The sequence below is a fragment of the Polaribacter sp. genome, assembly GCF_036480315.1.
In the GTDB taxonomy this organism is placed as follows: domain Bacteria; phylum Bacteroidota; class Bacteroidia; order Flavobacteriales; family Flavobacteriaceae; genus Polaribacter.
Genome location: NZ_JAZGGG010000052.1, coordinates 72,776 through 97,239, shown reverse-complemented (window position 1 = coordinate 97,239; position 24,464 = coordinate 72,776). Strand labels below are relative to the sequence as shown.

At 29.6% G+C, this 24,464-nt stretch carries 19 protein-coding genes; 14 read left to right on the top strand and 5 right to left on the bottom strand.

The window, feature by feature from the left end; all coding sequences use genetic code 11:
• Positions 1 to 195 precede the first annotated feature (195 nt).
• Positions 196 to 3,051, bottom strand: coding sequence for a carbamoyl-phosphate synthase large subunit (gene carB / locus V3V28_RS10950; RefSeq protein WP_331365056.1), 2,856 nt, complete (start codon positions 3,049 to 3,051; stop codon positions 196 to 198).
• Between the two features lie 108 nt (positions 3,052 to 3,159).
• On the bottom strand, positions 3,160 to 3,321 hold the full coding sequence (rpmH, locus tag V3V28_RS10945) for a 50S ribosomal protein L34 (RefSeq protein WP_331365055.1): 162 nt from the start codon (positions 3,319 to 3,321) through the stop codon (positions 3,160 to 3,162).
• 227 nt (positions 3,322 to 3,548) lie between these two features.
• On the opposite strand from rpmH, the gene V3V28_RS10940 reads away from it, so the two are divergent.
• Both V3V28_RS10940 and yidC read left to right on the top strand, forming a co-directional pair.
• Entirely contained in the window at positions 3,549 to 5,162 is a 1,614-nt protein-coding gene (locus V3V28_RS10940) for a CTP synthase (RefSeq protein ID WP_331365054.1), read from the top strand.
• A gap of 151 nt (positions 5,163 to 5,313) precedes the next feature.
• Entirely contained in the window at positions 5,314 to 7,206 is a 1,893-nt protein-coding gene (gene yidC / locus V3V28_RS10935) for a membrane protein insertase YidC (protein ID WP_331365053.1), read from the top strand.
• A gap of 168 nt (positions 7,207 to 7,374) precedes the next feature.
• Here the strand turns inward: yidC and V3V28_RS10930 are convergent, their stop codons facing one another.
• Positions 7,375 to 7,599: a hypothetical protein gene (locus V3V28_RS10930; protein WP_331365052.1), complete on the bottom strand. Its 225-nt coding sequence runs from the start codon at positions 7,597 to 7,599 to the stop codon at positions 7,375 to 7,377.
• Between the two features lie 83 nt (positions 7,600 to 7,682).
• Positions 7,683 to 9,023 carry an MATE family efflux transporter gene (locus V3V28_RS10925; RefSeq protein ID WP_442957529.1) on the bottom strand — a complete coding sequence of 447 codons (1,341 nt, stop codon included), beginning with the start codon at positions 9,021 to 9,023 and terminating at the stop codon, positions 7,683 to 7,685.
• Positions 9,024 to 9,213: 190 nt separating this feature from the next.
• Between V3V28_RS10925 and tpx the strand changes: the two genes are divergently transcribed.
• The 6 genes from tpx to ribB all read left to right on the top strand — a co-directional run bounded on the left by tpx (position 9,214) and on the right by ribB (position 16,182).
• Positions 9,214 to 9,711, top strand: a complete 498-nt coding sequence (gene tpx, locus V3V28_RS10920; protein WP_331365050.1) for a thiol peroxidase — start codon at positions 9,214 to 9,216, stop codon at positions 9,709 to 9,711.
• A 177-nt stretch (positions 9,712 to 9,888) separates the two neighbouring features.
• The gene (locus V3V28_RS10915) at positions 9,889 to 10,269 is read left to right on the top strand and encodes a diacylglycerol kinase family protein (protein WP_331365049.1); all 381 of its coding nucleotides are present in this window, start codon (positions 9,889 to 9,891) and stop codon (positions 10,267 to 10,269) included.
• A gap of 42 nt (positions 10,270 to 10,311) precedes the next feature.
• A complete protein-coding gene (locus tag V3V28_RS10910; protein WP_331365048.1) occupies positions 10,312 to 12,804 on the top strand; it encodes an FtsK/SpoIIIE family DNA translocase in 2,493 nt (830 codons plus the stop codon).
• A 29-nt stretch (positions 12,805 to 12,833) separates the two neighbouring features.
• Positions 12,834 to 13,490, top strand: a complete 657-nt coding sequence (locus tag V3V28_RS10905) for a LolA family protein (protein ID WP_331365047.1) — start codon at positions 12,834 to 12,836, stop codon at positions 13,488 to 13,490.
• Between the two features lie 97 nt (positions 13,491 to 13,587).
• Positions 13,588 to 15,033, top strand: coding sequence for an LptF/LptG family permease (locus V3V28_RS10900; RefSeq protein ID WP_331365046.1), 1,446 nt, complete (start codon positions 13,588 to 13,590; stop codon positions 15,031 to 15,033).
• A gap of 3 nt (positions 15,034 to 15,036) precedes the next feature.
• A complete protein-coding gene (gene ribB / locus V3V28_RS10895) occupies positions 15,037 to 16,182 on the top strand; it encodes a 3,4-dihydroxy-2-butanone-4-phosphate synthase (protein WP_331365045.1) in 1,146 nt (381 codons plus the stop codon).
• Positions 16,183 to 16,209: 27 nt separating this feature from the next.
• On the opposite strand, the gene pepE is transcribed toward ribB, so the two are convergent.
• Positions 16,210 to 16,911 carry a dipeptidase PepE gene (pepE, locus tag V3V28_RS10890; protein ID WP_331365044.1) on the bottom strand — a complete coding sequence of 234 codons (702 nt, stop codon included), beginning with the start codon at positions 16,909 to 16,911 and terminating at the stop codon, positions 16,210 to 16,212.
• A gap of 68 nt (positions 16,912 to 16,979) precedes the next feature.
• On the opposite strand from pepE, the gene V3V28_RS10885 reads away from it, so the two are divergent.
• The 6 genes from V3V28_RS10885 to V3V28_RS10860 all read left to right on the top strand — a co-directional run bounded on the left by V3V28_RS10885 (position 16,980) and on the right by V3V28_RS10860 (position 24,293).
• A complete protein-coding gene (locus V3V28_RS10885; protein ID WP_331365043.1) occupies positions 16,980 to 17,513 on the top strand; it encodes a hypothetical protein in 534 nt (177 codons plus the stop codon).
• A gap of 152 nt (positions 17,514 to 17,665) precedes the next feature.
• Positions 17,666 to 18,412 carry a hypothetical protein gene (locus V3V28_RS10880; RefSeq protein WP_331365042.1) on the top strand — a complete coding sequence of 249 codons (747 nt, stop codon included), beginning with the start codon at positions 17,666 to 17,668 and terminating at the stop codon, positions 18,410 to 18,412.
• Positions 18,413 to 18,422: 10 nt separating this feature from the next.
• Entirely contained in the window at positions 18,423 to 19,229 is an 807-nt protein-coding gene (locus tag V3V28_RS10875; protein ID WP_331365041.1) for a hypothetical protein, read from the top strand.
• Between the two features lie 29 nt (positions 19,230 to 19,258).
• Positions 19,259 to 19,756, top strand: a complete 498-nt coding sequence (locus tag V3V28_RS10870; protein WP_331365040.1) for a DUF6702 family protein — start codon at positions 19,259 to 19,261, stop codon at positions 19,754 to 19,756.
• 64 nt (positions 19,757 to 19,820) lie between these two features.
• Entirely contained in the window at positions 19,821 to 21,941 is a 2,121-nt protein-coding gene (locus V3V28_RS10865) for a M1 family metallopeptidase (RefSeq protein WP_331365039.1), read from the top strand.
• A 147-nt stretch (positions 21,942 to 22,088) separates the two neighbouring features.
• Entirely contained in the window at positions 22,089 to 24,293 is a 2,205-nt protein-coding gene (locus V3V28_RS10860; protein WP_331365038.1) for a M1 family metallopeptidase, read from the top strand.
• Positions 24,294 to 24,464: the final 171 nt, after the last annotated feature.

Genomic DNA, 24,464 nt, shown 5'->3' with positions numbered 1-24,464 from the left:
TTAATACCTCTAAAATTTTCTCGTAATTTGCTCTAAAGCTGTTCATCTATTTAAATGTTTGAAATTCAATTAAATATACGATTCTCTTAATCAATGAACAGCTTTTTTATAATGCACAACAGGTAATTATTAATAAAAAAGCATCCAAAACTCTAAATAAGAATTGGATGCTTTATAATATATAAATAACTTGTATTACTTATTCAAGTACATTTTACGTCTAGAATATAAATCATAAAAGGCATCATCTTTTAAACTATCTATAAATAAGATACTTTCACCAGTAGATTTCATTTCTGGTCCTAATTTCTTATCTACATTCGGGAATTTGTTAAAAGAAAAAACAGGTTGTTTAATTGCATACCCTTCTAATTGAGGGTTAAATTTAAAGTCTGTAACTTTATTTACACCCAACATTACTTTTGTTGCATAATTTACATACGGTTCTTTGTATGCTTTTGCTATAAAAGGTACAGTTCTAGAAGCTCTAGGATTTGCTTCGATAATATAAACAACATCATTTTTTACTGCAAACTGAACATTTATTAAACCTACAGTTTTTAATTCTCTTGCAATTGTATGCGTATGATCTTTAATTTGTTGCATTACAAATTCACCTAAATTAAAGACAGGTAACATTGAATTAGAATCACCAGAGTGAATTCCACAAGGTTCAATATGCTCCATGATACCAATAATGTAAACGTTTCCGTCAGCATCACAAATTGCATCTGCCTCTGCCTCTATTGCTCCATCTAAATAATGATCTAACAATAATTTATTACCAGGCATTCTACCTAATAAATCAACTACATGTTTTACCAATTCTTCTTTGTTGATGACAATTTTCATTCCTTGTCCACCTAAAACATAAGAAGGTCTTACTAGAATAGGGAAATCTAATTCATCTGCCAAAGCTAAAGCTTCATCCGCAGTTTCTGCAATACCAAATTCTGGATAAGGAATTTTATTTTTCTTTAATAATTCAGAGAAAAGTCCTCTATCTTCTGCTAAATCTAACGCTTCAAAAGAAGTTCCTATAATTTTAATTCCGTATTTCGTTAATTTTTCAGCTAACTTTAATGCAGTTTGTCCTCCTAATTGTACAATAACTCCTTCTGGTTTTTCATGACGAATAATATCATAAATATGTTCCCAAAAAACAGGTTCGAAGTATAATTTATCTGCTGTATCAAAATCTGTAGAAACTGTTTCTGGATTACAGTTAATCATAATTGTTTCATAACCACATTCTGCAGCTGCTAAAACACCATGTACACAACAGTAATCAAACTCAATTCCTTGACCAATTCTATTGGGTCCAGAGCCTAAAACAACTATTTTTTTCTTTGAAGTAACAATACTTTCGTTGGCAATAATAGTTTCGCCATCTGCAGTTTCAATTTCGTTTTCGAACGTTGAATAATAATAAGGCGTTTTTGCTTTAAATTCTGCAGCACAAGTATCAACTAATTTAAAAACACGTTGCACTTTTAATTCTTCTCTTTTTGTATATACTTCACTTTCTAAACACCCCAACATGTGTGCTATTTGTCTATCTCCGTATCCTTTTTGCTTCGCTTCTAATAATAAATCTCTACCTAAAGTATCAATTTTATATTTAGAAATTTCTTTTTGAAGTTGAAATAATTCTTCATATTGCTTCAAATACCACATGTCAATTTTTGTGATATCATGAATTTGAGATAATGGAATTCCCATTGCAATTGCATCATAAATAGCAAAAACACGATCCCAACTTGCATTGGTTAATTTATCTATAATTTGGTTGTAATCTGTGTAGCCTTTTCCATCTGCACCTAAACCATTTCTTTTAATCTCTAAAGATTGTGTTGCTTTGTGTAATGCTTCTTGAAAAGAACGTCCAATTCCCATTACTTCTCCAACAGATTTCATTTGTAAACCTAAAGTTCTGTCTGAGCCTTCGAATTTATCAAAATTCCAACGAGGTATTTTTACAATTACATAATCTAATGTTGGCTCAAATAAAGCAGATGTAGATTTTGTAATTCCGTTTTCTAATTCATCTAATGTATAGCCAATTGCTAACTTTGTAGCAACCTTTGCAATAGGATATCCTGTTGCTTTAGACGCTAAAGCGGAAGAACGAGAAACACGTGGGTTAATTTCAATAGCAATAATATCTTCTTTTTCGTCTGGTGAAACTGCAAACTGTACGTTACATCCACCTTCAAAATCTCCAATAGAACGCATCATATGAATTGCCATATCACGCATTTTCTGATATGTTTTATCAGAAAGTGTCATTGCTGGTGCAACTGTAATAGAATCACCTGTATGAATTCCCATAGGATCCATATTCTCGATAGAACAGATAATTACTACATTATCGTTTTTATCTCTCAATAATTCTAATTCGTATTCTTTCCAACCCATCATTGCTTTATCAATCATCACCTCATGTATTGGTGATGCTTCTAAACCAAAACTTAATAATTGATCAAAATCTTCTGCTTTGTAAACAATTGAAGCTCCTGCTCCACCTAAAGTATATGAAGAGCGGATAACTAAAGGAAAACCGAATTCTTGTGCAATTTCTTTACCTTTTAAAAATGAAGTTGCAGTTGCTTGAGGCGCCATTGGCACACCAATCTTAATCATTAACTCTCTAAATTGTTCTCTATCTTCAGTAACATTAATAGCATCTATATCTACACCAATTAATTTTACATCAAAATCTTTCCAAATACCTTTATCATCAGCTTCAATACAAAGGTTTAATGCAGTTTGACCACCCATTGTTGGTAAAACAGCATCAATTTGTGGATGTTCTTTTAAAATTTGAATGATAGACTTTGTAGTCAAAGGCAACAAATAGATATGATCTGCCATAGAAGGGTCAGTCATAATTGTTGCAGGATTAGAGTTAATTAAAATTGTTTCTATTCCATCCTCTCTTAAAGAACGTAAAGATTGTGAACCAGAGTAATCGAATTCACAAGCTTGCCCAATAACAATTGGTCCAGATCCAATAATTAAAATTGATTTAAGGTCTTTTCTTTTTGGCATTGTAAGTTGTTGTGTTGTTTTGTTTTACAAAAATAGTTAGTGCTTGGGTATAAAAAAAGGTGTTACTTAAAAAAGTAACACCTAATATATTAACAATTGTTAATCATTTTATCTTTTATGTCTAGTTTCAGAAGAAACAGAAACTTTCTTTCTTCCTTTAGCTCTTCTTCTAGCTAATACTTTTCTTCCATTTGCTGAAGCCATTCTTTCTCTGAAACCGTGTTTGTTTCTTCTCTTTCTTTTTGATGGCTGGTAAGTTCTTTTCGGCATTATATGTATTTTTAAATGTCTGCTTTAATTATTTACTGCTTAATGAATTTCACCTCATTTAAAGCGTGGGCAAATATACAACTGTTTTTATTTTTGACAAACACTATTTGAAAAAAAAATGAAAATAATTTATATTGCTGCAAAACTACAAATATTCTAAATGTTTTTACCTTTTTTATTTGAGATAAATTAAAGAGTTAGTACTTTTGTGCAAACCTAAAATAACCATGAGTAATACTAAATACGTTTTTGTAACAGGAGGCGTAACTTCATCACTTGGAAAAGGAATTATCGCAGCATCTTTAGCCAAATTATTACAAGAAAGAGGCTTTTCTGTAACTATCCAAAAACTAGACCCTTATATTAATATAGATCCAGGAACACTAAACCCGTATGAACACGGCGAATGTTATGTAACGGATGATGGTGCAGAGACAGATTTAGATCTTGGGCATTATGAGCGTTATTTAAACATACCAACTTCTCAAGCAAACAATGTTACTACAGGTAGAATTTATCAATCTGTAATTAATAAAGAACGTAAAGGGGAATTTTTAGGAAAAACAGTACAAGTAATTCCTCATATTACAGATGAAATTAAACGTAGAGTTCAAATTTTAGGTGAAACTGGCGATTATGATATTGTAATTACAGAGATTGGTGGAACTGTTGGTGATATAGAATCTTTACCTTATGTAGAATCTGTTCGTCAATTACTATGGGAAAAAGGTTCAGAGAATGCAATTGTTATTCATTTAACATTAGTTCCTTATTTAGCTGCTGCTGGTGAATTAAAAACAAAACCTACACAACATTCAGTAAAAATGTTGATGCAAAGTGGTGTGAGTCCAGATATTTTAGTGTGTAGAACAGAACATGAAATTTCTGATGACATAAAACGTAAACTAGCTTTATTCTGTAACGTAAAGAAAGAAGATGTAATACAATCTATAGATGCTGAAACCATTTATGATGTACCTAATTTAATGTTAGAACAAGGTTTAGATACTGTTGTTTTAAATAAATTGAAACTTTCTTCTAAAGGTGAACCAGAATTAAAAGTTTGGAATGCTTTTTTAAAGAAACATAAAAACCCAAAGCACGAAGTAGAAATTGCTTTAATTGGTAAATATGTAGAATTACACGATTCTTATAAATCTATTACCGAAGCTTTTATACATGCAGGTTCTTCTAATGAAACTAAAGTAAAAGTACGTTGGATACATTCAGAAAACTTAACATCTAAAAATGCCGAAAGTAAATTACAAGGAGTTAATGGAATTTTAGTTGCACCTGGTTTTGGAGATCGTGGAATTGAAGGAAAAATTAGTGCTGTAAAATACGCAAGAGAAAACAACATTCCTTTCTTTGGTATTTGTTTAGGAATGCAAATGGCAGTAATTGAATTTGCTAGAAATGTATTAAATTTAGAAAGTGCGAGTTCTACAGAAATGAGCAAAAGCACAAAACATCCTGTTATTAATTTAATGGAAAGTCAAGAAAAAGTGACTGAAAAAGGTGGTACAATGCGTTTAGGTGCTTGGGATTGTGAATTAAATAAAAATTCTAAAGCTTATAAAGCGTATAATTCTGAATTAATTAGCGAGCGTCACAGACACCGTTATGAATTTAATAACGCTTATTTAGAACAAATTGAAGCTTCAGGAATGAAAGCTGCTGGTATAAACCCAAAAACTGGTTTGGTAGAAGTTATTGAAATTGCTGAACATCCTTGGTTTGTGGGTGTACAATACCACCCAGAATACAAAAGTACGGTGTTAAAACCACATCCTTTATTCGTAGATTTTATTAAAGCGGCTTTAAAACAATCAAAAAAGTAAGTTCAAAAAAAACGGAACGTAATTTGAACTACTAACCATATTAACAATAACTATAGTAAAACAGTGTTAAAAAAACACCTTTTTACTGCATTTGTCGGTTTTTTCTAAATAGAAAAATACATAAATGACAAATTGACATTTAAAACAGAACATGGAAGAAAAAAAATTTGACATTAATTCCTTTATAGGAATGTTACTTTTAGGAGGAATTATTATTTGGTGGATGAATACAAATCAACCAGAAGAAATAGCTCCAGAAACTACAACAACCAATCAACAAATTGTAGATTCTACAAATGCTGCAAACAAACAAGATACTTTTACAGTAGCAACACCAACTTTTGCAAATGATTCTTTAAAACAATTAGCTGCTACAAATAAACTAGGTGCATTTGCACAAAGTGCTATTAATGGAACTGAAGGAACTTCTGTTTTAGAAAATGAATTGGTAAAATTAACCATCAATAATAAAGGTGGTCAAATTAAAGAAGCACTTATAAAGAATTATAAAACTTATGATTCTCTTCCTTTATATATGATTAAAGACAATAATGCGTCTTTTAACATCAATTTTGGAACCACAGATAATAGAACTTTAAACACAAAAGATTTATTCTTTGAACCTACAATTTCTAAAAACGGTGCAAACACAATCGTTTCTATGAAATTAAAAGTATCTGATTCTGAATTTTTAGAATATAGATACGAAATTAAGCCCAATGAATATATGGTGAATTTCGCTGTTCGTTCTCAAGGGTTAAGCAATGTTATCAACTCTTCTAATCCTATTAATTTAGATTGGTCTTTAGATGGATTTAGACATGAAAAAAGTTTAAAAACAGAGAATACAATGTATTCTTATTACTATTTTAAAACAGATGATGAAGTAGATTATTTAAATGCTGGTAAATCTGATGTTGTAAATGATGTAGATTGGGTTGCTTATAAACAACACTTTTTTACTTCTAATTTATTAACAGATACGCCATTTAATAATGCTACTGTTACTTCTACTGATTTGGTTAAAAACGAAGAGATAGATACTGTTTTTACTAAACGTTTTGAATTAAAAACTCCTTTAGCTTTAACAAACGGAGAATTAAATTATAACATGAAATGGTTCTACGGACCAAGTGATTATAATCTATTAAAGACTTTTGAAGGAACCGATTTAGACCAAACTGCAGATTTAGGTTGGGGAATTTTTGGTTTCTTAAACAGAACCGTATTTTATCCTGTATTTAATTTCTTAAAAGGATTTTTATCTAACTTCGGGTTAATTATTATTCTAATGACTATTGTTGTTAGAATTATTATGTCTCCTTTAGTATATAAATCTTATTTATCGAGTGCAAAAATGAAGGTAATTAGACCAGAATTAACTGCATTAAACGAGAAATATCCTGGAAAGGAAAATGCAATGAAACGTCAACAAGAAACCATGGCAATACAACGTAAAGCTGGTGTAAGTATGATGTCTGGTTGTATACCCGCATTATTACAAATGCCAGTTTTCTTTGCATTATTTAAGTTCTTTCCTACAAACTTATCTTTAAGACAAGAAAACTTCTTATGGGCCAATGATTTATCATCATATGATATGATTTATCAATTGCCTTTTTCAATTCCTTTTTATGGAGATCACGTTAGTTTATTTCCAATCTTAGCTTCTGTTGCTATTTTCTTTTACATGAAAATGAACCAGAGTCAACAAGCAAATATGCAAGCGCCAGCACAAGAAGGAATGCCAGACATGGGTAAAATGATGAAGTATATGATTTACTTCTCTCCTATTATGATGTTGTTCTTCTTTAACAACTACGCAAGTAGTTTAAGTTTATACTACTTTGTTTCTAACTTGTTAACCATTATAATTATGTTAGTAATTAAAAACTATGTAATTGATGAAGATAAAATTCATGCACAAATAGAAGAAAACAAAAAGAAGCCGGAAAAAGCGAAGAGTAAATTCCGTCAGAAAATTGACACTGCTATGAAGCAGGCACAAGATCAACAAGAACAAAAGAAAAAAGGAAAAAAATAAAAGGCAATGCCTTTAAATAATTATAAAACCAAAACTTAATTGTTTTGGTTTTTTTTGCTTAAAACAGGTGTTTTTCCCTATTGATTTTCTGCTAAAAAAACAATAACTTCGCTAACGTTGAATATAAGTCATTAAAACGACGCATATTCAGAATAACGTTAGCAAACCTTACTCAAATTCTTTCATTTCATCATCATAAAAAGCGCCAGCTTTATCCATTAAATCAGCTAATTCTGTTGCAATATCTTCTTCATTTTCTCCTGTTAAGTCTTCAAACCATTCTATTTCATCGTCTTTTAAATTAATCATAAAACGAGGAAATTCTGTGTGTAATACAAATATATCTTCTGGAAATTTACTATTATCTGCAAGTAAAAATTTAGGTAAATTCATTTTTTAGTTTTTAATTTTTTGATTTTTTTTTGCCACGAATTTTAATTTTAAAGTTCATAAATATGTGGTTTTTTTATTCGTTTTTAATTCGTGAATTCGTGGCGATTATCTTCTTTATCTTTTATCAATTTTAAAGTTAACGAATTAAAACGGATAAATAATAATATAGATGCTGTTGTTAAACCTGCTAGCAAGCCTAACCAAATACCAAAACTACCATACATTTCTTCTTTTCCTAAAAAGTAAGAAACAGGAAAACCTACCACCCAATAAGAAATAAAAGTTAGAATCGTTGGTATTTTAACATCTTGTAAACCACGTAAAGCACCAAGTACAACTACTTGTATGCTATCAGAAATTTGGAAAAAAGCAGCAGCTAATAACAAATTAGATGCAATAGAAATCACCTCCATATTATCTACATAATTTTCTGCATCACCTAAATCCATATAAATATTTGGTAAGCTTTTATGAAAAATAAAGAACAACAGTGCAAAGAAAACGGCTAAAATAATACCTAGTAAAAAGATAGAAAAAGCAATTCTACGCAACTCTTTATAATTCTGTAATCCCTTTTGGTTTCCTACTCTAATCATAGAAGCTACACTTAATCCCATAGCAACCATAAACGTCATAGAAGACAAGTTTAACGCTATTTGATTTGCTGCTTGTGGATTTTTACCTAATAAACCACTTAACCAAATTGCTGCTGTAAAAATGGCAACTTCAAAGAACATTTGCATAGCACTTAAAGAACCTAAATTCACAATTTTTTTAATCATTAAAGTATCTAAAACAAAGAATTTTATGTTTTTTACAATTTGTGCAGAGCGTTTTTTATAACGCAATAATAACCACAAATAAATAACCATAATAACTCTAGAAATCAATGTTCCATAAGCTGCTCCAACTATTCCCATTTCAGGAAAACCTAATTTTCCAAAAATTAAAATATAATTTAAAAACACGTTTACAATATTGGCAATTAGCGTTGCATACATTGGATATTTTGTCATAGACATTCCGTCACTAAATTGTTTAATAGCTTGAAAAATAACCAATGGAATTAAAGAAAAAGCTACTAAATCTAAATACGGAATTGCCAACGCTACTACTTCATCTGGTTGTTGCATTAAATGCATTAATGGTTTCGAAAAGAAAACCAATAAAAAAAGTAAAATACCTAAAGCCGTACACAAAAATAAACCGTTTTTATAAGTAGATCTTGCTTGTTGTAAATTATTTGAAGAATCTGCTTCTGCAATTAAAGGCGTTATAGCGGTAGAAAAACCAATACCAATAGACATGGCAATAAACATAAAGCTGTTCCCTAAAGAAACTGCTGCCAGTTCTGCAGTTCCTATTTGGCCAACCATTATATTATCTACAAAACTAACAAAAGTATGCCCTAACATACCCAACATTACAGGTGCAGCTAGTTTCCAATTGTATTTAAATTCTGATGTATATTGAGTAATATTCACTATAAAAATTCATTTTTCAGACTGCGAAGATACATATTAAGCGCTAAAATTATTGTAGGAACTTATCACTTTTTAGCAAAACTTTTTCAATAAAAATAGTTACTTTTGGTATTCTAAAAACACACAAAAAATGGCAAATATCACTTTAAAAGGAAACGCAATAAATACATTAGGTAATTTACCTAAAGTTGGCACAAAAGCTTCTAATTTCACATTAACAGCTGTAGATTTATCACATAAAAATTTATCTAACTTTACAGGTAAAAAAGTTATTTTAAATATCTTTCCGAGTATAGATACTGGTACTTGTGCTACTTCTGTTAGAGAATTTAATAAAAAAGCTGCTACTTTAGAAAACACTGTAGTATTATGCATCTCTAAAGATTTACCATTTGCTCAAGCACGTTTTTGTGGCGCAGAAGGGATAGAAAACGTAATTATGTTATCAGATTTTGCAAATGGAAATTTTGGTAAAGATTACAACCTAGAAATTACTGATGGACCATTAGCACATTTACATTCTAGAGCAATTGTTATTGTTGATGAAAAAGGAAATATTGCTTATACAGAACAAGTTTCTGAAATTGTAGACGAACCAAATTACAAAGCTGCTTTAAAAGCAATTTAATTGAAAAGAGTCCTTTTAGGCTCTGCCTAAAAGATTCCGATAACAATTGTCATTCCCATGAAAATGGGAAACTGAAATAAAGATTTTTAGGTTTTAATACAAATGTAAAACCAAACATCTGAATAGAAATAGATAACTCAAGGATAATAAATTGATTATTAAAAAAATATTTATTTAATGAAGAATCCTAACGATGGTTTTTTAAGAGGAAGACTGCGTAGTGTAAAGTTTGCAATTAGAGGAATGTGGCTTTTAACAACTACTGAAGACAGTATAAAAGCGCAATTATTTTTTGCTTTAATTGCAACTATTCTTGGGTTTTATTTTGATATTTCTAATATTGAATGGATGTTGCAATTTATTGTAATTGGTATGGTTTTAGTAGCGGAAGCTTTAAATACTGCTGTAGAAAAAGTAGCCGATTTTATACACCCAGAATATCATGAAAAAATTGGTTTTATTAAAGATATTGCTGCAGGCGCACCAAGTTTTGCTGCTTTTACATCTTTAATTGTAGCAGGCTTTATTTACATTCCAAAAATCATTTTGCTATTTTAGCAAAGTATAATATGTCACTTTTTTAAATCTATCAACTTTTAAATGGCGAAAAAAAGAATTACAACAAAAACTACAACACCTACTTCGGAGAGAAAACCGAGTATTTTCGCCTTTTTAAAAACAAGACAAGCGCAAACTATTTTAGGTTCATTTCTAATATTGTTTTCATTATTTTTAGCAATCGCATTTATTTCTTTTTTCTTTAGTTGGCAAGAAGATCAAAGTACACTTTCACAACTTACAGACAAAACCGTTAGAAGTAAAAACCTACTAGGTAAAATTGGTGCAAATTTAAGTCACTTTTTTATCTATAAAGGTTTTGGTCTTGGTGCATTTATAATTGCTTTTCAAGTTTTTTTAAGTGGTATATATATTATCTTTAAAAAGAAATTATCTAAAATTATTATTTCTTGGAATTGGGGTTTAATTGCCATGTTATGGGTTTCAATAACATTAGGCTTTCTTCATAAAAAATATGCATTATTATCTGGTATTGTAGGTTTTGAAATAAATGAATACTTACAAGCTTTTATTGGTGAAACGGGTTTATTTATAGTATTAACTTTCTTCTTAATTGCTTATTTAGTGGTTCGTTATAAGCTTACTTTTGATGCTTTTATTGAAAAAATGAAGCAAAAAAGAGAAAAAAGAAAACAAGATGAGTTAGAAGAATATGAACATTCTGCAATAGAAAAAGTTTTTAACGAAGCAGAAGATTTAGATAAAAAAAAATCAGAAAGTATTTCTTTAACTTCGGATAAAAAAGAAAAATCTGCGTTTGAAAAGTCTGTAATAGATTTAAAACCTACAATTTCTAAACATTCTGATGTTATTAATAAAAAAGAAGGACTTACTTTAAAAATTGAAGACAATTTAGAACCTGTTTTAAAAACAACTACTCCAATTCAAGAAGAAGAAAAAGTGATTGAACAAGAATCAGAAATGGAAGTAGAAATAGATGTTGCTATTGGAAGAGAAGAAGAACATTCTACTGAAAATTTATCAGATAAATTAGTAAAAGATTTTGGTGAATTTGACCCGACTTTAGAATTATCAAACTTTAAATTTCCTACTTTTAATTTACTAAAACAATACAATGAAACTATCTCTATTGATCCAGAAGAATTAGAAGCAAACAAAGATAGAATTGTAGATACTTTAAAAAATTACAAAATTGGTATTGCTGAAATAAAAGCAACAGTTGGACCAACAATTACATTATACGAAATTGTACCAGAAGCAGGAATTAGAATTTCAAAAATTAAAAATTTAGAAGATGATATCGCATTGTCTCTATCTGCTTTAGGAATTAGAATTATTGCTCCTATTCCTGGAAAAGGAACTATTGGTATTGAAGTACCGAATAAAAAATCGACCATAGTTTCTATGCATTCTGTAATTTCATCAAAGAAATTTCAAGAATCTCAAATGGAATTGCCAATTGCTTTAGGTAAAACAATATCAAACGAAACTTTTGTAGTTGATTTAGCTAAAATGCCTCACTTACTAATGGCTGGTGCAACAGGGCAAGGAAAATCGGTTGGTTTAAATGCCGTTTTAACATCACTTTTGTATAAAAAACATCCTGCTGAAGTTAAATTTATTTTAGTTGATCCAAAGAAAGTTGAACTAACATTATTTAATAAAATTGAACGTCATTATTTAGCAAAATTACCAGACGTAGAAGAAGCAATTATTACTGATACTACCAAAGTTGTACATACACTAAACTCACTTTGTATAGAAATGGACAATCGTTACGACTTGTTAAAAAACGCAATGGTACGTAATATAAAAGAATACAATACCAAGTTTAAACAACGTAAATTGAATCCTAATGATGGTCATCAATTTTTACCTTACATTGTTTTGGTTATTGATGAATTTGCTGATTTAATTATGACAGCTGGTAAAGAAGTAGAAACACCAATTGCACGTTTAGCTCAGTTGGCAAGAGCAATTGGAATCCATTTAATTGTAGCTACACAAAGACCTTCTGTAAATGTAATTACAGGTATAATAAAAGCAAATTTCCCTGCTAGAATAGCGTTTAGAGTTACATCAAAGATTGATTCTAGAACCATTTTAGATGCAGGTGGAGCAGATCAATTAATTGGCCGTGGAGATTTATTATATACCGCAGGGAACAATCTTAATAGAATACAATGTGCATTTGTAGACACGCCAGAGGTAGAAAAGATTACAGACTTTATTGGCTCACAAAAAGCCTATGCAGAAGCACATCTTTTACCAGAATATGTAGATGATGAAAGTGGCACAAGTATTGATATAGATATAGCAGATAGAGATAAACTGTTTAGAGATGCTGCAGAAATTATAGTAACAGCACAGCAAGGATCTGCTTCTCTTTTACAAAGAAAATTAAAATTAGGTTACAATAGAGCTGGTAGAATCATAGATCAATTAGAAGCTGCGGGTATTGTTGGTGGTTTTGAAGGAAGTAAAGCAAGGCAAGTATTAGTAGCAGATTTTGTAGCTCTAGATCAATTATTAGAAAACGAAAAAAACATATAATCTTTAAAAATATATTAAGAATTAAAATTATGAAAAAAATAAGAACCTTATTTTTAAGTTTATTTATAACAACTATAGCATTTTCTCAAAATGCAGAAAAAGCAAAATCTTTATTGGATGAAGTTTCTGTAAAAATGGGAGCATACAATAATATGTATATTGGTTTTAGCCAAACATTAAGTAATGAAGATGCTGGAATAAAAGAAGGAGATGAACCTCCAATTAGAGGTGATATCAACTTAAAAGGAGAAAAATATAGCTTAAATTATTTAGGTAATAAATTTTTATATAATGGTAAAAGTTTATACGTAATTAATACAGATGAAAAAGAAATCAATATTACCGAAGGAGATATGGGCGGAGATGATGGTTTTATTTATCCATCAAAATTATTAACTTTTTATAAAGAAGGTTATAATTTTGAAATGGGAAAATTAAAAAATATAAACGGAAGGAAAATTCAGTTTGTAACACTAAACCCTATTGATAGTGATTCTGACATCGTAAAGGTTGAATTAGGTATAGATGCAAAGACAAAACATATTTACAAATTAATTCAAACTGGTTCTAACAGTTCTAAAACTACGTTTACAATTACTCAATTTAAGAGCAATCAAGAATTATCAGAAAACTTTTTTAAATTTGATAAAGCTAAATATTTAAGTCAAAATTATACCATAGATTAATTTCAATTAACAGAAATTTAGTAGGTTCTTTATAATTAAGAAACTATTTTTGCAAAACCCAAAATCAAATTTGGGTTTTTGTTTTGAAAACAAATAAATGAAAATTTTAGACAAATACATTTTAAAAACGTTTATAACACCATTTGTTGCAACGTTTCTTATTGTGCTTTTTGTTTTAGTGATGCAAGTGTTGTGGCAAACCTTCGAAAACATTGCTGGTAAAGGAATTAGCTTGCCTTTTATTTTAAAATTCTTATACTACACTACACTAATTATTACCCCACAAGCATTACCAATCGGCGTTCTTTTATCATCGATAATGGCGCTAGGTAATTTGGGTGAAAATTATGAATTTGCTGCTGCCAAATCTGCAGGAATCTCATTACAACGTTTAGTTAGACCACTCGTTTTTTTAACCATAATTCTAAGTGGAATTAACTTTTTATTTCTGAATAATATCTATCCGTATGCAATTTTAAAACAAAAAAATCTTTACCTAAATATTAAAAAGAAAAAACCAGCAATGGCTTTAGTTCCGGGTAGTTTTAATAGTGATATTCCTGGATATCAAATAAAATTTGATGAAAAATATGGCGAAGAAGAAAACCTATTAAAAAACGTTTTAATTTATGATTTATCTGGTAATAGAGGAAATCAAAAAGTAATAACAGCAGAAAGAGGAAAGATCCTTTCTGAAGAAGGAAGTCGTTATATGACCTTTATTTTATACGATGGGTATTATTATGAAGAACATGTAAAATCGAATACAACGTTAGCAAAACGAAAAAAAATGCCAGCTTCTAGCGCAACATTTGAAGAATATGAATTCAATATTGATATTTCTTCCTTAAGCGGAGATAAAGGTTTAGATGGTGAAAAATACAAAAAAAGTTACAACATGTTAAGTTTAAACCAATTAAGCGACACCATACCAGACTTAAAAAAAGGTTATGATGAAACTTTAGCGTTAAGAGCTAAAAACATATACACAAGCGTTACTGCAAAAGACTTATATAAATATCCAGATTCCTTAAAGAATAAAAATGTTAATCCCATTGTTTTTGACAATTTTGCAATACAAGAACAAATTTCTATTTTAAACTCCGCAACAACCAAAACAGGCAGAGTTTTAAGTTCTCTAAAGAACAATATGCAAACCATAAAATGGAAAAGAAAAGCATTAAACTTCTATGACACGGAATATTATAATAGAATCGCTTTTTCATTATCCTGCTTAATTCTCTTTTTTATTGGCGCTCCTTTAGGTTCTATTATTAGAAAAGGAGGTTTTGGTTTACCAATGATTCTAGCTATTGCCATTTATGTAATTTATTTCTTTGGAAATACATTCGGGAAAAATTTGGCCGAAGAAAGTTCTATTACAGCTGCATTAGGTTCATGGATTGCTGCAATTATAATGGTTCCATTAGGTATTTTATTAACAAGAAGAGCTACAAAAGATAAAGGAATTTTTAATTCAGACACCTTTCTTATACCTATCATTAATTTCTTTAAAAAAATAACGTCTAAAAAAGACTCTTAAAATATGACACCACAACCAACTCAAAAAAACACAAAGCTGAACACTATACAAGATGCAATACAAGACATTAGAGATGGTAAGGTTATTATTGTTGTTGATGATGAAAACAGAGAAAATGAAGGTGATTTTTTAGCTGCAGCAGAAAAGACAACACCAGAAATGATCAACTTTATGGCAACTCATGGGCGTGGATTAATTTGCGCTCCTTTAACAGAAAACCGTTGTAAAGAACTTGAGTTAAACATGATGGTGAACAATAACACTGACCCAATGGAAACTGGCTTTACAGTATCTGTAGATTTACGAGGTAAAGGTGTTACAACAGGTATTTCTGCATCTGACCGTGCATTAACTATACAAGCATTAGTTGATTCTGTAACAAAACCTTTTGATTTAGCAAGACCAGGTCATATTTTTCCTTTAAAAGCTAAAGAAGGTGGTGTTTTACGTAGAACCGGTCATACAGAAGCGGCAATAGATTTTGCACGTTTAGCTGGTTTAGAACCTGCAGGGGTTATTGTTGAAATAATGAATGAAGACGGATCAATGGCACGTTTACCACAACTTTTAAAAGTTGCAGAAAAGTTTGATATTAAAATTGTTTCTATTGAAGATTTGGTTGCTTATAGAATGGAGCATGATTCTTTAATTGAAAAGAAAGAGGATTTTGATATTGAAACTCGTTTTGGTAAATTTAGAATGCGCGCATATCAACAAACTACTAATAGTCAAGTTCATATTGCTTTATCTAAAGGATCTTGGCATAAAGAAGAACCTGTTCTTACAAGAATCAATTCAACTTTAATAAATAATGATATTTTAGGAACATTAACCAATAATGTTGATAAGAAATTAGATCAAATGTTTCGTGCTTTAAACGAAGAAGGGAAAGGAGCAATTTTGTTTATCAACCAACAAAATCAGTCTAAAAATTTGCTAAATAGATTATCAATTTTAAAAGAAAACCAAGCAAAAGGCGAAATGAAAGCGCCAGCAATTGCCATGGATAATAGAGATTTTGGAATTGGAGCACAAATTTTACATGACCTAAATATTAGTAAATTGAAATTACTAACAAACACACAACAAACAAAACGTGTAGGAATGATAGGTTACGGTTTAGAGATTGTAGATTACGTTCAGTATTAGCTTTTAGCAAAAATGAAAACTTTGTCACTAAATACCAACCACTACTCCACTTTTTAACTCAACAGGTTTTTCATTTTGTTGAAATAACCTTGCAGTATGTTCACCTTTAAGTAGAATTGATGTTCCTTCAACAGAAAGCCAACTTCCTTCACGTAAACCTAAAACAGGTGTTTCATTAAAAACATGGTACTCTTTAATACGAGTTTCTCTGGTTTCACCCATATGTTTAGAACCACTAATCGGATCTAAATAATGTGCATTTATATTAAAAGGAATACAGCATAAAGTAACAAAACTTGGTGGGTATACAATTGGCATATCATTGGTATTCATCATTGTTAGTCCACAAATATTACTTCCTGCACTTGTTCCTAAATAAGGTGTACCATTATTAATAGCAATCTTTAAATCTTCAAAAATATTATTTTTATAAAGCTGATTTACTAATTCAAAAGTATTTCCTCCACCAGTAAAAATAGCTTCAGCATTTAAAACCGCTTCGTTTAAATCATTAAACTCATGAAGTCCTTTAACTTTTATATTAATAGTAGCAAATGCTTTTTTTACAACTTCTGTATAACCATTATAAGAAATGCCTCCAGGTCTTGCAAACGGTATAAATACCAATGTGTTTACATCATTAAAAAAAATATTTAAGGTTGGTAATAAATATTCTAAATAACCACTTCCGTGAATTGTTGATGTACTTGCTATAATCATTTTTTTCATACTTCAAAAATAGCAATTTTATACAAATATTTTTTTACGTATTTTTGTTTAAAATAAACTACGAAATTATGAAAACGAAAATTTTATTAATACTTACATTAGTTACTTTTTTATCATCTTGTGAAACAAACAATAATGCTGCATTAAATATTACAAGTGCTGATTTAATTGGTACGTGGAATCTTAAAAGTCAAATTATTGAAGATGGTAGTTTAGCAATAACAACCCAAGGACAAACTTTAACGGCCAATTATTCTGCAGAAGCTAAAAACATAGATTTTAGATTTATATTTTCTGACAATCCAACTAAATTAAATTTAAATGGAAAATACACGTTTGTAACGACTGCTTCTTTTTTAGGTCAAAATCAAGTTGAAGAACAAGAAATAGATACCGATTTAGTTCCTATTACTTCTATTGATTGGGCTTTAAACGGCAACGCAATTACAATAACAGAAAATGGAAATTTACCTACAGTTTTAAATGTTGAAGAATTTTCTACAAACTACTTAAAATTAAAAGGAGAAGTTGATCAAACTGAAACGGATAATGGTGAATCTGTTCACTTAAAAGCGACTATATACATCGAATTAGAAAAATAGTATTTATTTTTTAACTCTTAAAAGTGCCACATTAATATGGCACTTTTTTTTATTTAACATAAGTTTACAATTCCTTTAATACACTTTTAAGACCCTCACCTACTTTCTTTGTAGCGATGAGAAAACTGCTTTTTTTATTTAGTTCGTTTTTTGTGATTACAATAGTTAATGCACAAGAAAAAAGAACAATTCTAAAAGGAAAAACTATTCTTAATAGTTTGTCTATTTCAGACGTTCATGTTCTAAATACAAACACAAATATTGGCACAATTACCAATGACAATGGTTTTTTTGAAATCCCTGTAAAACTTGGTGATAGTATATTAGTTTCTCATGTTAATCTGCAAGAGAAGTTTATTTTAATTACAAATAAAATTTTATCTGACATTAATTTTACAATTTCATTAAACGAAAAAACATATACTTTAAATGAATTTACATTAGAAAAACCGAGAAGTATTTTTTATCAAGATAAAGATATTACAACGTACCAAGGTCCGGTTGTTAATGCAACAACTTTAAATTTACCGTATGTAAATACACAACCAAAAAAAGACAATTCAATTATAAAATTTAAATCTGGTGGCGTTATTAGTTTAGATAATCTCATAAATTCAATTAACGGAAATAAAAGAAGAGAGAAACTACTTAAAAAATTAGTTGCAGAAGATGATGATCTTTTAAAAATAAGAAAAAAATATACTGATGATTTTTTTATAACTGATCTAAAAATTAAGAAAGAATATATCAATCAATTTTTAAATTACTGTATAGATAAAAACATAATTAATATCTTTAAAAGTGATAATAGCATTAAATTAACAACTTTGTTAATAAGAGAAGGAAAAATTTATCCTCATAAAATATTAAATGAAGATTTATTTTTAACTAAAAAATAAACAAAACTATATGGCAAAAAAATTACTTCTAACATTCTTATTAATTTTATTGTCATTTTCATCTTTTTCACAAGAAAGAAAAACAATACTTAACGGAAAAGTATTAGATTCTTTAGGTGTTGTAAAAAATGCAAATATCATCAACTTAAAAACCAATCAAGGTACATTTTCTTCAGATATTGGTAGTTTTAGAATCTTTGTTTCAGAAGGAGATTCTTTAAGAATTTCTTCTGTACAACATATAACCAAGAAAATTGTCATCACAAAAAATAATTTAAAAAATAAGAATATAACGATTACATTAAAAGCAAATACCTATATTTTAGATGAGTTCGACTTAAAAAGACACAATTTAACAGGCAGATTAGGTATTGACTCTAAAAGCGTTCCTACTAATAAAAAAGATTCTTTATTAAGTGATGTTATGGATTTTTCTAACATAAACATGAAAATTGTAGAAGCAGATGATTATATAGACAAAAGAGTGAGACCACAAATAGTCAACACAGATCCAACCAAAAAATTTGTAGGTGCTGGTGGCTTTGTAAGTATGCCTTTTAAATATTCTGAACGTTTATGGGCTTTACGTAAAAAACTAGCTCTCAATAAAGCGTTTCCTTATAAAATTTTATCAGAATTAGGTGATTCCTTTTTCTTTGACAAATTAAAGATTCCTGTAGATAATTATTTTCATTTTTTAGAATATTGTAATCCTTTAGGTATTGAAAACTTACATAAAGAAGGTAAAATTTTAGAACTCATTAAAGTTTTGCAAACAGAAAGTATTTCTTATTTAAAAATCATTGAAAAAGAGTAATTTGGCGCAATAATTGATTTCTATAGTTTATGAAAATTAAAAAAACACTTTTACTTCTAGTTATAATTCCTGCACTTTCTTTTACTGCACATAAATATTATCTAAGTTTAACACAGATTAATTTTAAGAGCGAAACTAAATCAGTTCAAATAATTATAAATGTTTTTATGGACGATATTGAATTTGCTTTAAACAAAGACTATGACATTGACTTACAGTTAACTACAGGTAAAGAACTAAAAGATAATGATGTTTATTTTAAAAAGTATTTAAACAAAAAATTACACTTTAAAATAGATGGTAGTGCTAAAGACTTCAACTATATTGGTAAAGAATATGAAGGCGATTTGGTCTATTTTTACCTTGAAATTGAAAACATCGAAAGTCTAAAAACTATTGATGTTAGTAATAAAATCTTAACAACTCATTTTCCTAAACAACAAAACTTAATAAAATCTAAAGTGGGTAAAAAGCATAAAAGTATTTTACTAACTGCTGAAAGTGATAAAGGTTTGTTAAAGTTTTAACTCTTTTTAACTTTTCAATTAAGGTTTTCTTAATTTGTACGCTATTAATATAATTAATGTACAAATGAAAAAAGTTACTTTACTTCTATTCTCTTTACTTTTTGTAGCAACTGCGTCTTTTGCGCAAGAACAATCGATTACAAAACAAGGGCATACCAATCAAAATAAATTTAAACAGTTAAAAGACGTTTTGGCAACCCCGAATAGTCGAAGAACTGCTTCTGGTGCGCCAGGTAAAAATTACACGCAACAAAAGGTAGATTATGTTATGGATATCGTTTTAGATGACGATAATCAAAAAATTTCTGGAAATGAAATTATTACATATCACAATAATTCTGTAGACGAATTATCTTATTTATGGTTGCAATTAGACCAAAATATGCGTGCTTTAGATTCTAAAACTCCAGATATTCAATCTGGTAAAGTTCCTAAAAAAGTAAGCGAAGCTAGATTTAATAGAAACTTCCCTGAAAAACCTTTCGATGGTGGATTTAAAATTACAAGTGTTACCAACATGGATGGTAGTAATTTATCGCACACTATTAATCAAACAATGATGCGAATTAACTTAACAAAACCATTGACTTCTGGTGAAACTTTTAGATTTAAAATTAAATGGTGGTACAACATTAACAATCATAGAACGCAAGGTGGAAGATCTGGTTTCGAACATTTTATTGAAAATGGAAATAACAATTATGTAATTGCGCAATTTTTTCCAAGACTTTGTGTGTATGATAATGTAGAAGGTTGGCAAAATGAGCAATTTTGGGGAAAAAGTGAATTCGCTTTAGAATTTGGAGATTATACAGTAAATATTACAACACCAGCAGATCACATGCTAGGTGCAACTGGTGTTTTACAAAATGATCGTGAGGTTTTATCAAAAACTGAATTAAAAAGATTAGCTACAGCTAAAAAAACGTTTGACAACCCAGTAATTATTCGTACTCAAGAGGAAGCTACTAAAATTGAAAAAAGTAAATCTAAAAAAACAAAAACTTGGAAATTTATTGCTAAAAACGTAAGAGATTACGCTTTTGCAACTTCTAGAAAATTTATTTGGGACGCTCAAGCAGTAGATATAAATGGTAAAACGGTAATGGCATATTCTTTATATTCTAAAGAAGCAAATCCTTTATACGGAGAACACTCTACAAGAGCTGTTGCACAAACATTAAAAACGTATTCTAAATTTACATTTGATTACCCTTATCACAAAGCAATTTCTGTAGATGGGCAAATGGGAATGGAATATCCTCAAATTTGTTTTAACCCAGGAAGACCAAATGCAGACGGAACTTATTCTGATAGAACTAAATATAGAATGATAAAAGTTACCATTCATGAAGTTGGTCATAATTTCTTTCCAATGATTGTAAATTCTGATGAAAGGCAATGGACTTGGATGGATGAAGGTTTAAATTCTTACATGGAAATGCAAGCAGAATTAGACTACGACAAAGACTTTCCTATTGTTAGAGGTTACCCAAAAAATATTGTAAAGTATATGGCAGGAGATCAATCTAAAATTGCACCAATTATGTCTAAAGGAGATAATGTGTATAGTTTTGGTAACAATGCATATGGTAAACCTGCAACTGCTTTATGGATTCTTCGTGAAACAATTATGGGTAAAGAGTTATTTGATCATGCATTTAGATCTTATTCTCAAAGATGGATGTTTAAACACCCAACTCCTGCAGATTTCTTTAGATCTATGGAAGATGCTTCTGGTATAGATTTAGATTGGTTCTGGAGAGGATGGTTTTACACAACAGATGTTACAGATATTGGTATAACAGGTGTTAAAAAATACGCTACTAAAAAAAGCGAAGGATCTGTTGAATTTATTGAAGATACATCTAATGGTTTAGGTTTTTCTAGTAAACATAGTAAATATCATTATGAAATTACTTACAACAAACCAGGTGGTTTAGTAATGCCGATTATTGTTGAATTTACTTATAATGATGGTACAAAAGAAAAGAAAACATATCCAGCACAAATTTGGAGGTATAATGATAATGAGGTAACTAAAGTATTTTCTTCATCAAAAGAAATTAAAAATATTACTATTGACCCAGATTTAGAAACTGCAGATGTAGATACATCTAATAACAGTTGGCCAAAAAAGAGTAAAAATAAATTTGAAAAATTTAAAAACAAAATAAAAGGTTAATCCTTTCAATTAAATCATTAAAAAGCGAGTTGAATTCATTTTCTACTCGCTTTTTTTATAAAGATTTGTTAAAATTTTAACAACATTTAACTAATCTGCTCATATATGCTTAATTTAGACGACATATTTAAATCAATATAGATAATTATGAAAAAACTTTCTTTATTAGTGTTTTCACTTTTCTTTATCAGTTTTACAGCAATAGCGCAAGAAAAAACTAAAGAAAAAAAGGAAACACAACAAGGGCACACAGATCAAAACAAATTCAGACAAATGAAGGATGTTTTTGCTACGCCAAATGATCAACATGCTGCTTCTGGTGCACCAGGGCATCAATACACTCAACAAAAAGTAGATTATGTTATGGACATTCGTTTAGACGAAAGTGCAAACAAAATTTATGGTGATGAAAATATTACTTATCATAATAATTCTAAAGACCATTTAGAATATTTATGGGTTCAGTTAGACCAAAACATGAGAGCAGACGATTCTAAATCTCCGTTAGCTAAATCTAATAGTGCTTCTCCGTTTGTAACGCCAGATAACTTTAAAAGTTCTTATATGGAACAAAAGAAAGGTTTTGGTTACAACATTACAAAAGTAGAAAGTAATGGTTCTCCGTTATCTCATTTTATTAATAGAACCATGATGCGTATTAATTTACCAACAGCATTAGCTCCTGGTAAAACATTCGAATTTAGAATTCAATGGAATTACTTAATTAATGACATCAACAAAGATGGTGGTCGTTCTGGTTTAGAAACTTTTAAAGACGGTAACAACAATTATACAATTGCACAATTCTTTCCAAGATTAGCGGTTTACAATAATGTTGAAGGATGGCAAAACATGCAATTCTGGGGTCGTTCGGAATTCGCTTTAGAATTTGGAGATTACGAAGTAAACTTAACAGTACCTTCTGATCATATTGTAGAAGCTACTGGTTCTTTACAAAATGAAAAAGAGGTTCTTACAAGAACACAACGCAAACGTTTAGCGAAAGCTAGAAAAACTTTTGACAATCCTGTTTTAATTGTAACTCAAAAAGAAGCAGAAAAAACTGAAAAAGGACGCGCAACAGGTACAAAAACTTGGAAATATAAAGCAAAAAACGTACGTGATTATGCTTTTGCAACTTCAAGAAAATACATTTGGGATGCAATGGCAGTTAACGTAAATGGTAAAACAATTATGGCTACTTCTTTATATCCTAAAGAAGGAAACCCTTTATGGGAAGAGCATTCTACAAGAGCAATTGCGACTACACTTATCGAATATTCTAAAATAACTTTCGATTACCCTTATCCTAAAGCTGTTTCTGTACATTCAGAAAGACAAGGAATGGAATACCCAATGATTTGTTTCAATTTTGGTAGACCAAAAGCAGACGGAACGTATTCAGACAGAACTAAAAAAGGAATGTTAGGTGTAATTATTCATGAAGTTGGACATAACTTTTTTCCAATGATTGTAAATTCTGATGAAAGACAATGGACTTGGATGGATGAAGGTTTAAACTCTTTTGTTGAAATTTTAGCTGAAGATGTGTATGATCCAGAATTATTTGCTTCAAACCCTGCAAAAGATATTACTAGATATATGGGTGGAGATCAATCTAACATCTCTCCTATTATGTCTCAAGGAGATTATGTAAAACAATTTGGTCCAAATGCATATTCTAAACCAGCTGCTGGTTTATATATTTTGAGAAAAACAATTATGGGTCCAGAATTATTTGACCATGCTTTTAGAACATATTCTAAACGTTGGATGTTTAAACACCCAACTCCAGAAGATTTCTTTAGATCTATGCAAGATGCATCTGGTATGGATTTAGATTGGTTCTTTAGAGGTTGGTTCTATACAACAGACGTAAATGATATTGGTATTAAAAATGTAAAACCTTTATATTTAACTGATAAAGAAAGTGAAAGAGTAATCAAATTAAAAGAACAATACAAATCTTACTTCGAAAGTTTAGGTGATTTAGTTTACATAACGGATAAAAAAGAAGATGCTAATTCTAGCGCAATGAATAAGTATGCTGACGGAAAAGAAGTTCCTGCATATATTTATTCTGTTGAATTTGAAAAGCCAGGTGGTTTAATTATGCCAATTATTGTTGAATTGACTTACGCAGATGGTACAACAAAAAGAGAAACTTTTCCTGCTCAAATCTGGATGAGAAGTGATACTACTGCTAAGAGAGTATTTGCTTCTTCTAAAGAAATTAAGAGTATTGTGGTTGATCCAGATTTTGAGACTGCAGATGTAGATACTTCTAATAACAGCTGGCCAAAACCAAAAGCTGATAAATTTGATGAATTTAAAAAGAAAGTAAAGAATTAATTTAAAAAGTAATTCTTATTATACTAAAAGCCTCACAATATTGTGGGGCTTTTTTTTGTTTAAAACTGCTGGTTTTACTGTTAAATTCAGCACTTCTTTATTAATTAACAAGCAAACAGAAACCCATGAGAAAAATAATTATGGTTACTATTTCTAATAAGTAAACAGAAT

What these genes read in the sequence shown, in the direction of transcription:
- V3V28_RS10885 (WP_331365043.1), top strand. Translation starts at nt 16,980, where the DNA reads ATGAAAACGAAAATTTTATTAATACTTACATTAGTTACTTTTTTATCA.
- V3V28_RS10860 (WP_331365038.1), top strand. Translation starts at nt 22,089, where the DNA reads ATGAAAAAACTTTCTTTATTAGTGTTTTCACTTTTCTTTATCAGTTTT.
- carB (WP_331365056.1), bottom strand. Translation starts at nt 3,051, where the DNA reads ATGCCAAAAAGAAAAGACCTTAAATCAATTTTAATTATTGGATCTGGA.
- V3V28_RS10930 (WP_331365052.1), bottom strand. Translation starts at nt 7,599, where the DNA reads ATGAATTTACCTAAATTTTTACTTGCAGATAATAGTAAATTTCCAGAA.
- V3V28_RS10875 (WP_331365041.1), top strand. Translation starts at nt 18,423, where the DNA reads ATGGCAAAAAAATTACTTCTAACATTCTTATTAATTTTATTGTCATTT.
- V3V28_RS10915 (WP_331365049.1), top strand. Translation starts at nt 9,889, where the DNA reads ATGAAGAATCCTAACGATGGTTTTTTAAGAGGAAGACTGCGTAGTGTA.
- V3V28_RS10865 (WP_331365039.1), top strand. Translation starts at nt 19,821, where the DNA reads ATGAAAAAAGTTACTTTACTTCTATTCTCTTTACTTTTTGTAGCAACT.
- yidC (WP_331365053.1), top strand. Translation starts at nt 5,314, where the DNA reads ATGGAAGAAAAAAAATTTGACATTAATTCCTTTATAGGAATGTTACTT.
- V3V28_RS10900 (WP_331365046.1), top strand. Translation starts at nt 13,588, where the DNA reads ATGAAAATTTTAGACAAATACATTTTAAAAACGTTTATAACACCATTT.
- V3V28_RS10925 (WP_442957529.1), bottom strand. Translation starts at nt 9,023, where the DNA reads ATGTTGGGTATGTTAGGGCATACTTTTGTTAGTTTTGTAGATAATATA.
- V3V28_RS10940 (WP_331365054.1), top strand. Translation starts at nt 3,549, where the DNA reads ATGAGTAATACTAAATACGTTTTTGTAACAGGAGGCGTAACTTCATCA.
- pepE (WP_331365044.1), bottom strand. Translation starts at nt 16,911, where the DNA reads ATGAAAAAAATGATTATAGCAAGTACATCAACAATTCACGGAAGTGGT.
- V3V28_RS10870 (WP_331365040.1), top strand. Translation starts at nt 19,259, where the DNA reads ATGAAAATTAAAAAAACACTTTTACTTCTAGTTATAATTCCTGCACTT.
- V3V28_RS10910 (WP_331365048.1), top strand. Translation starts at nt 10,312, where the DNA reads ATGGCGAAAAAAAGAATTACAACAAAAACTACAACACCTACTTCGGAG.
- V3V28_RS10905 (WP_331365047.1), top strand. Translation starts at nt 12,834, where the DNA reads ATGAAAAAAATAAGAACCTTATTTTTAAGTTTATTTATAACAACTATA.
- ribB (WP_331365045.1), top strand. Translation starts at nt 15,037, where the DNA reads ATGACACCACAACCAACTCAAAAAAACACAAAGCTGAACACTATACAA.
- tpx (WP_331365050.1), top strand. Translation starts at nt 9,214, where the DNA reads ATGGCAAATATCACTTTAAAAGGAAACGCAATAAATACATTAGGTAAT.
- rpmH (WP_331365055.1), bottom strand. Translation starts at nt 3,321, where the DNA reads ATGCCGAAAAGAACTTACCAGCCATCAAAAAGAAAGAGAAGAAACAAA.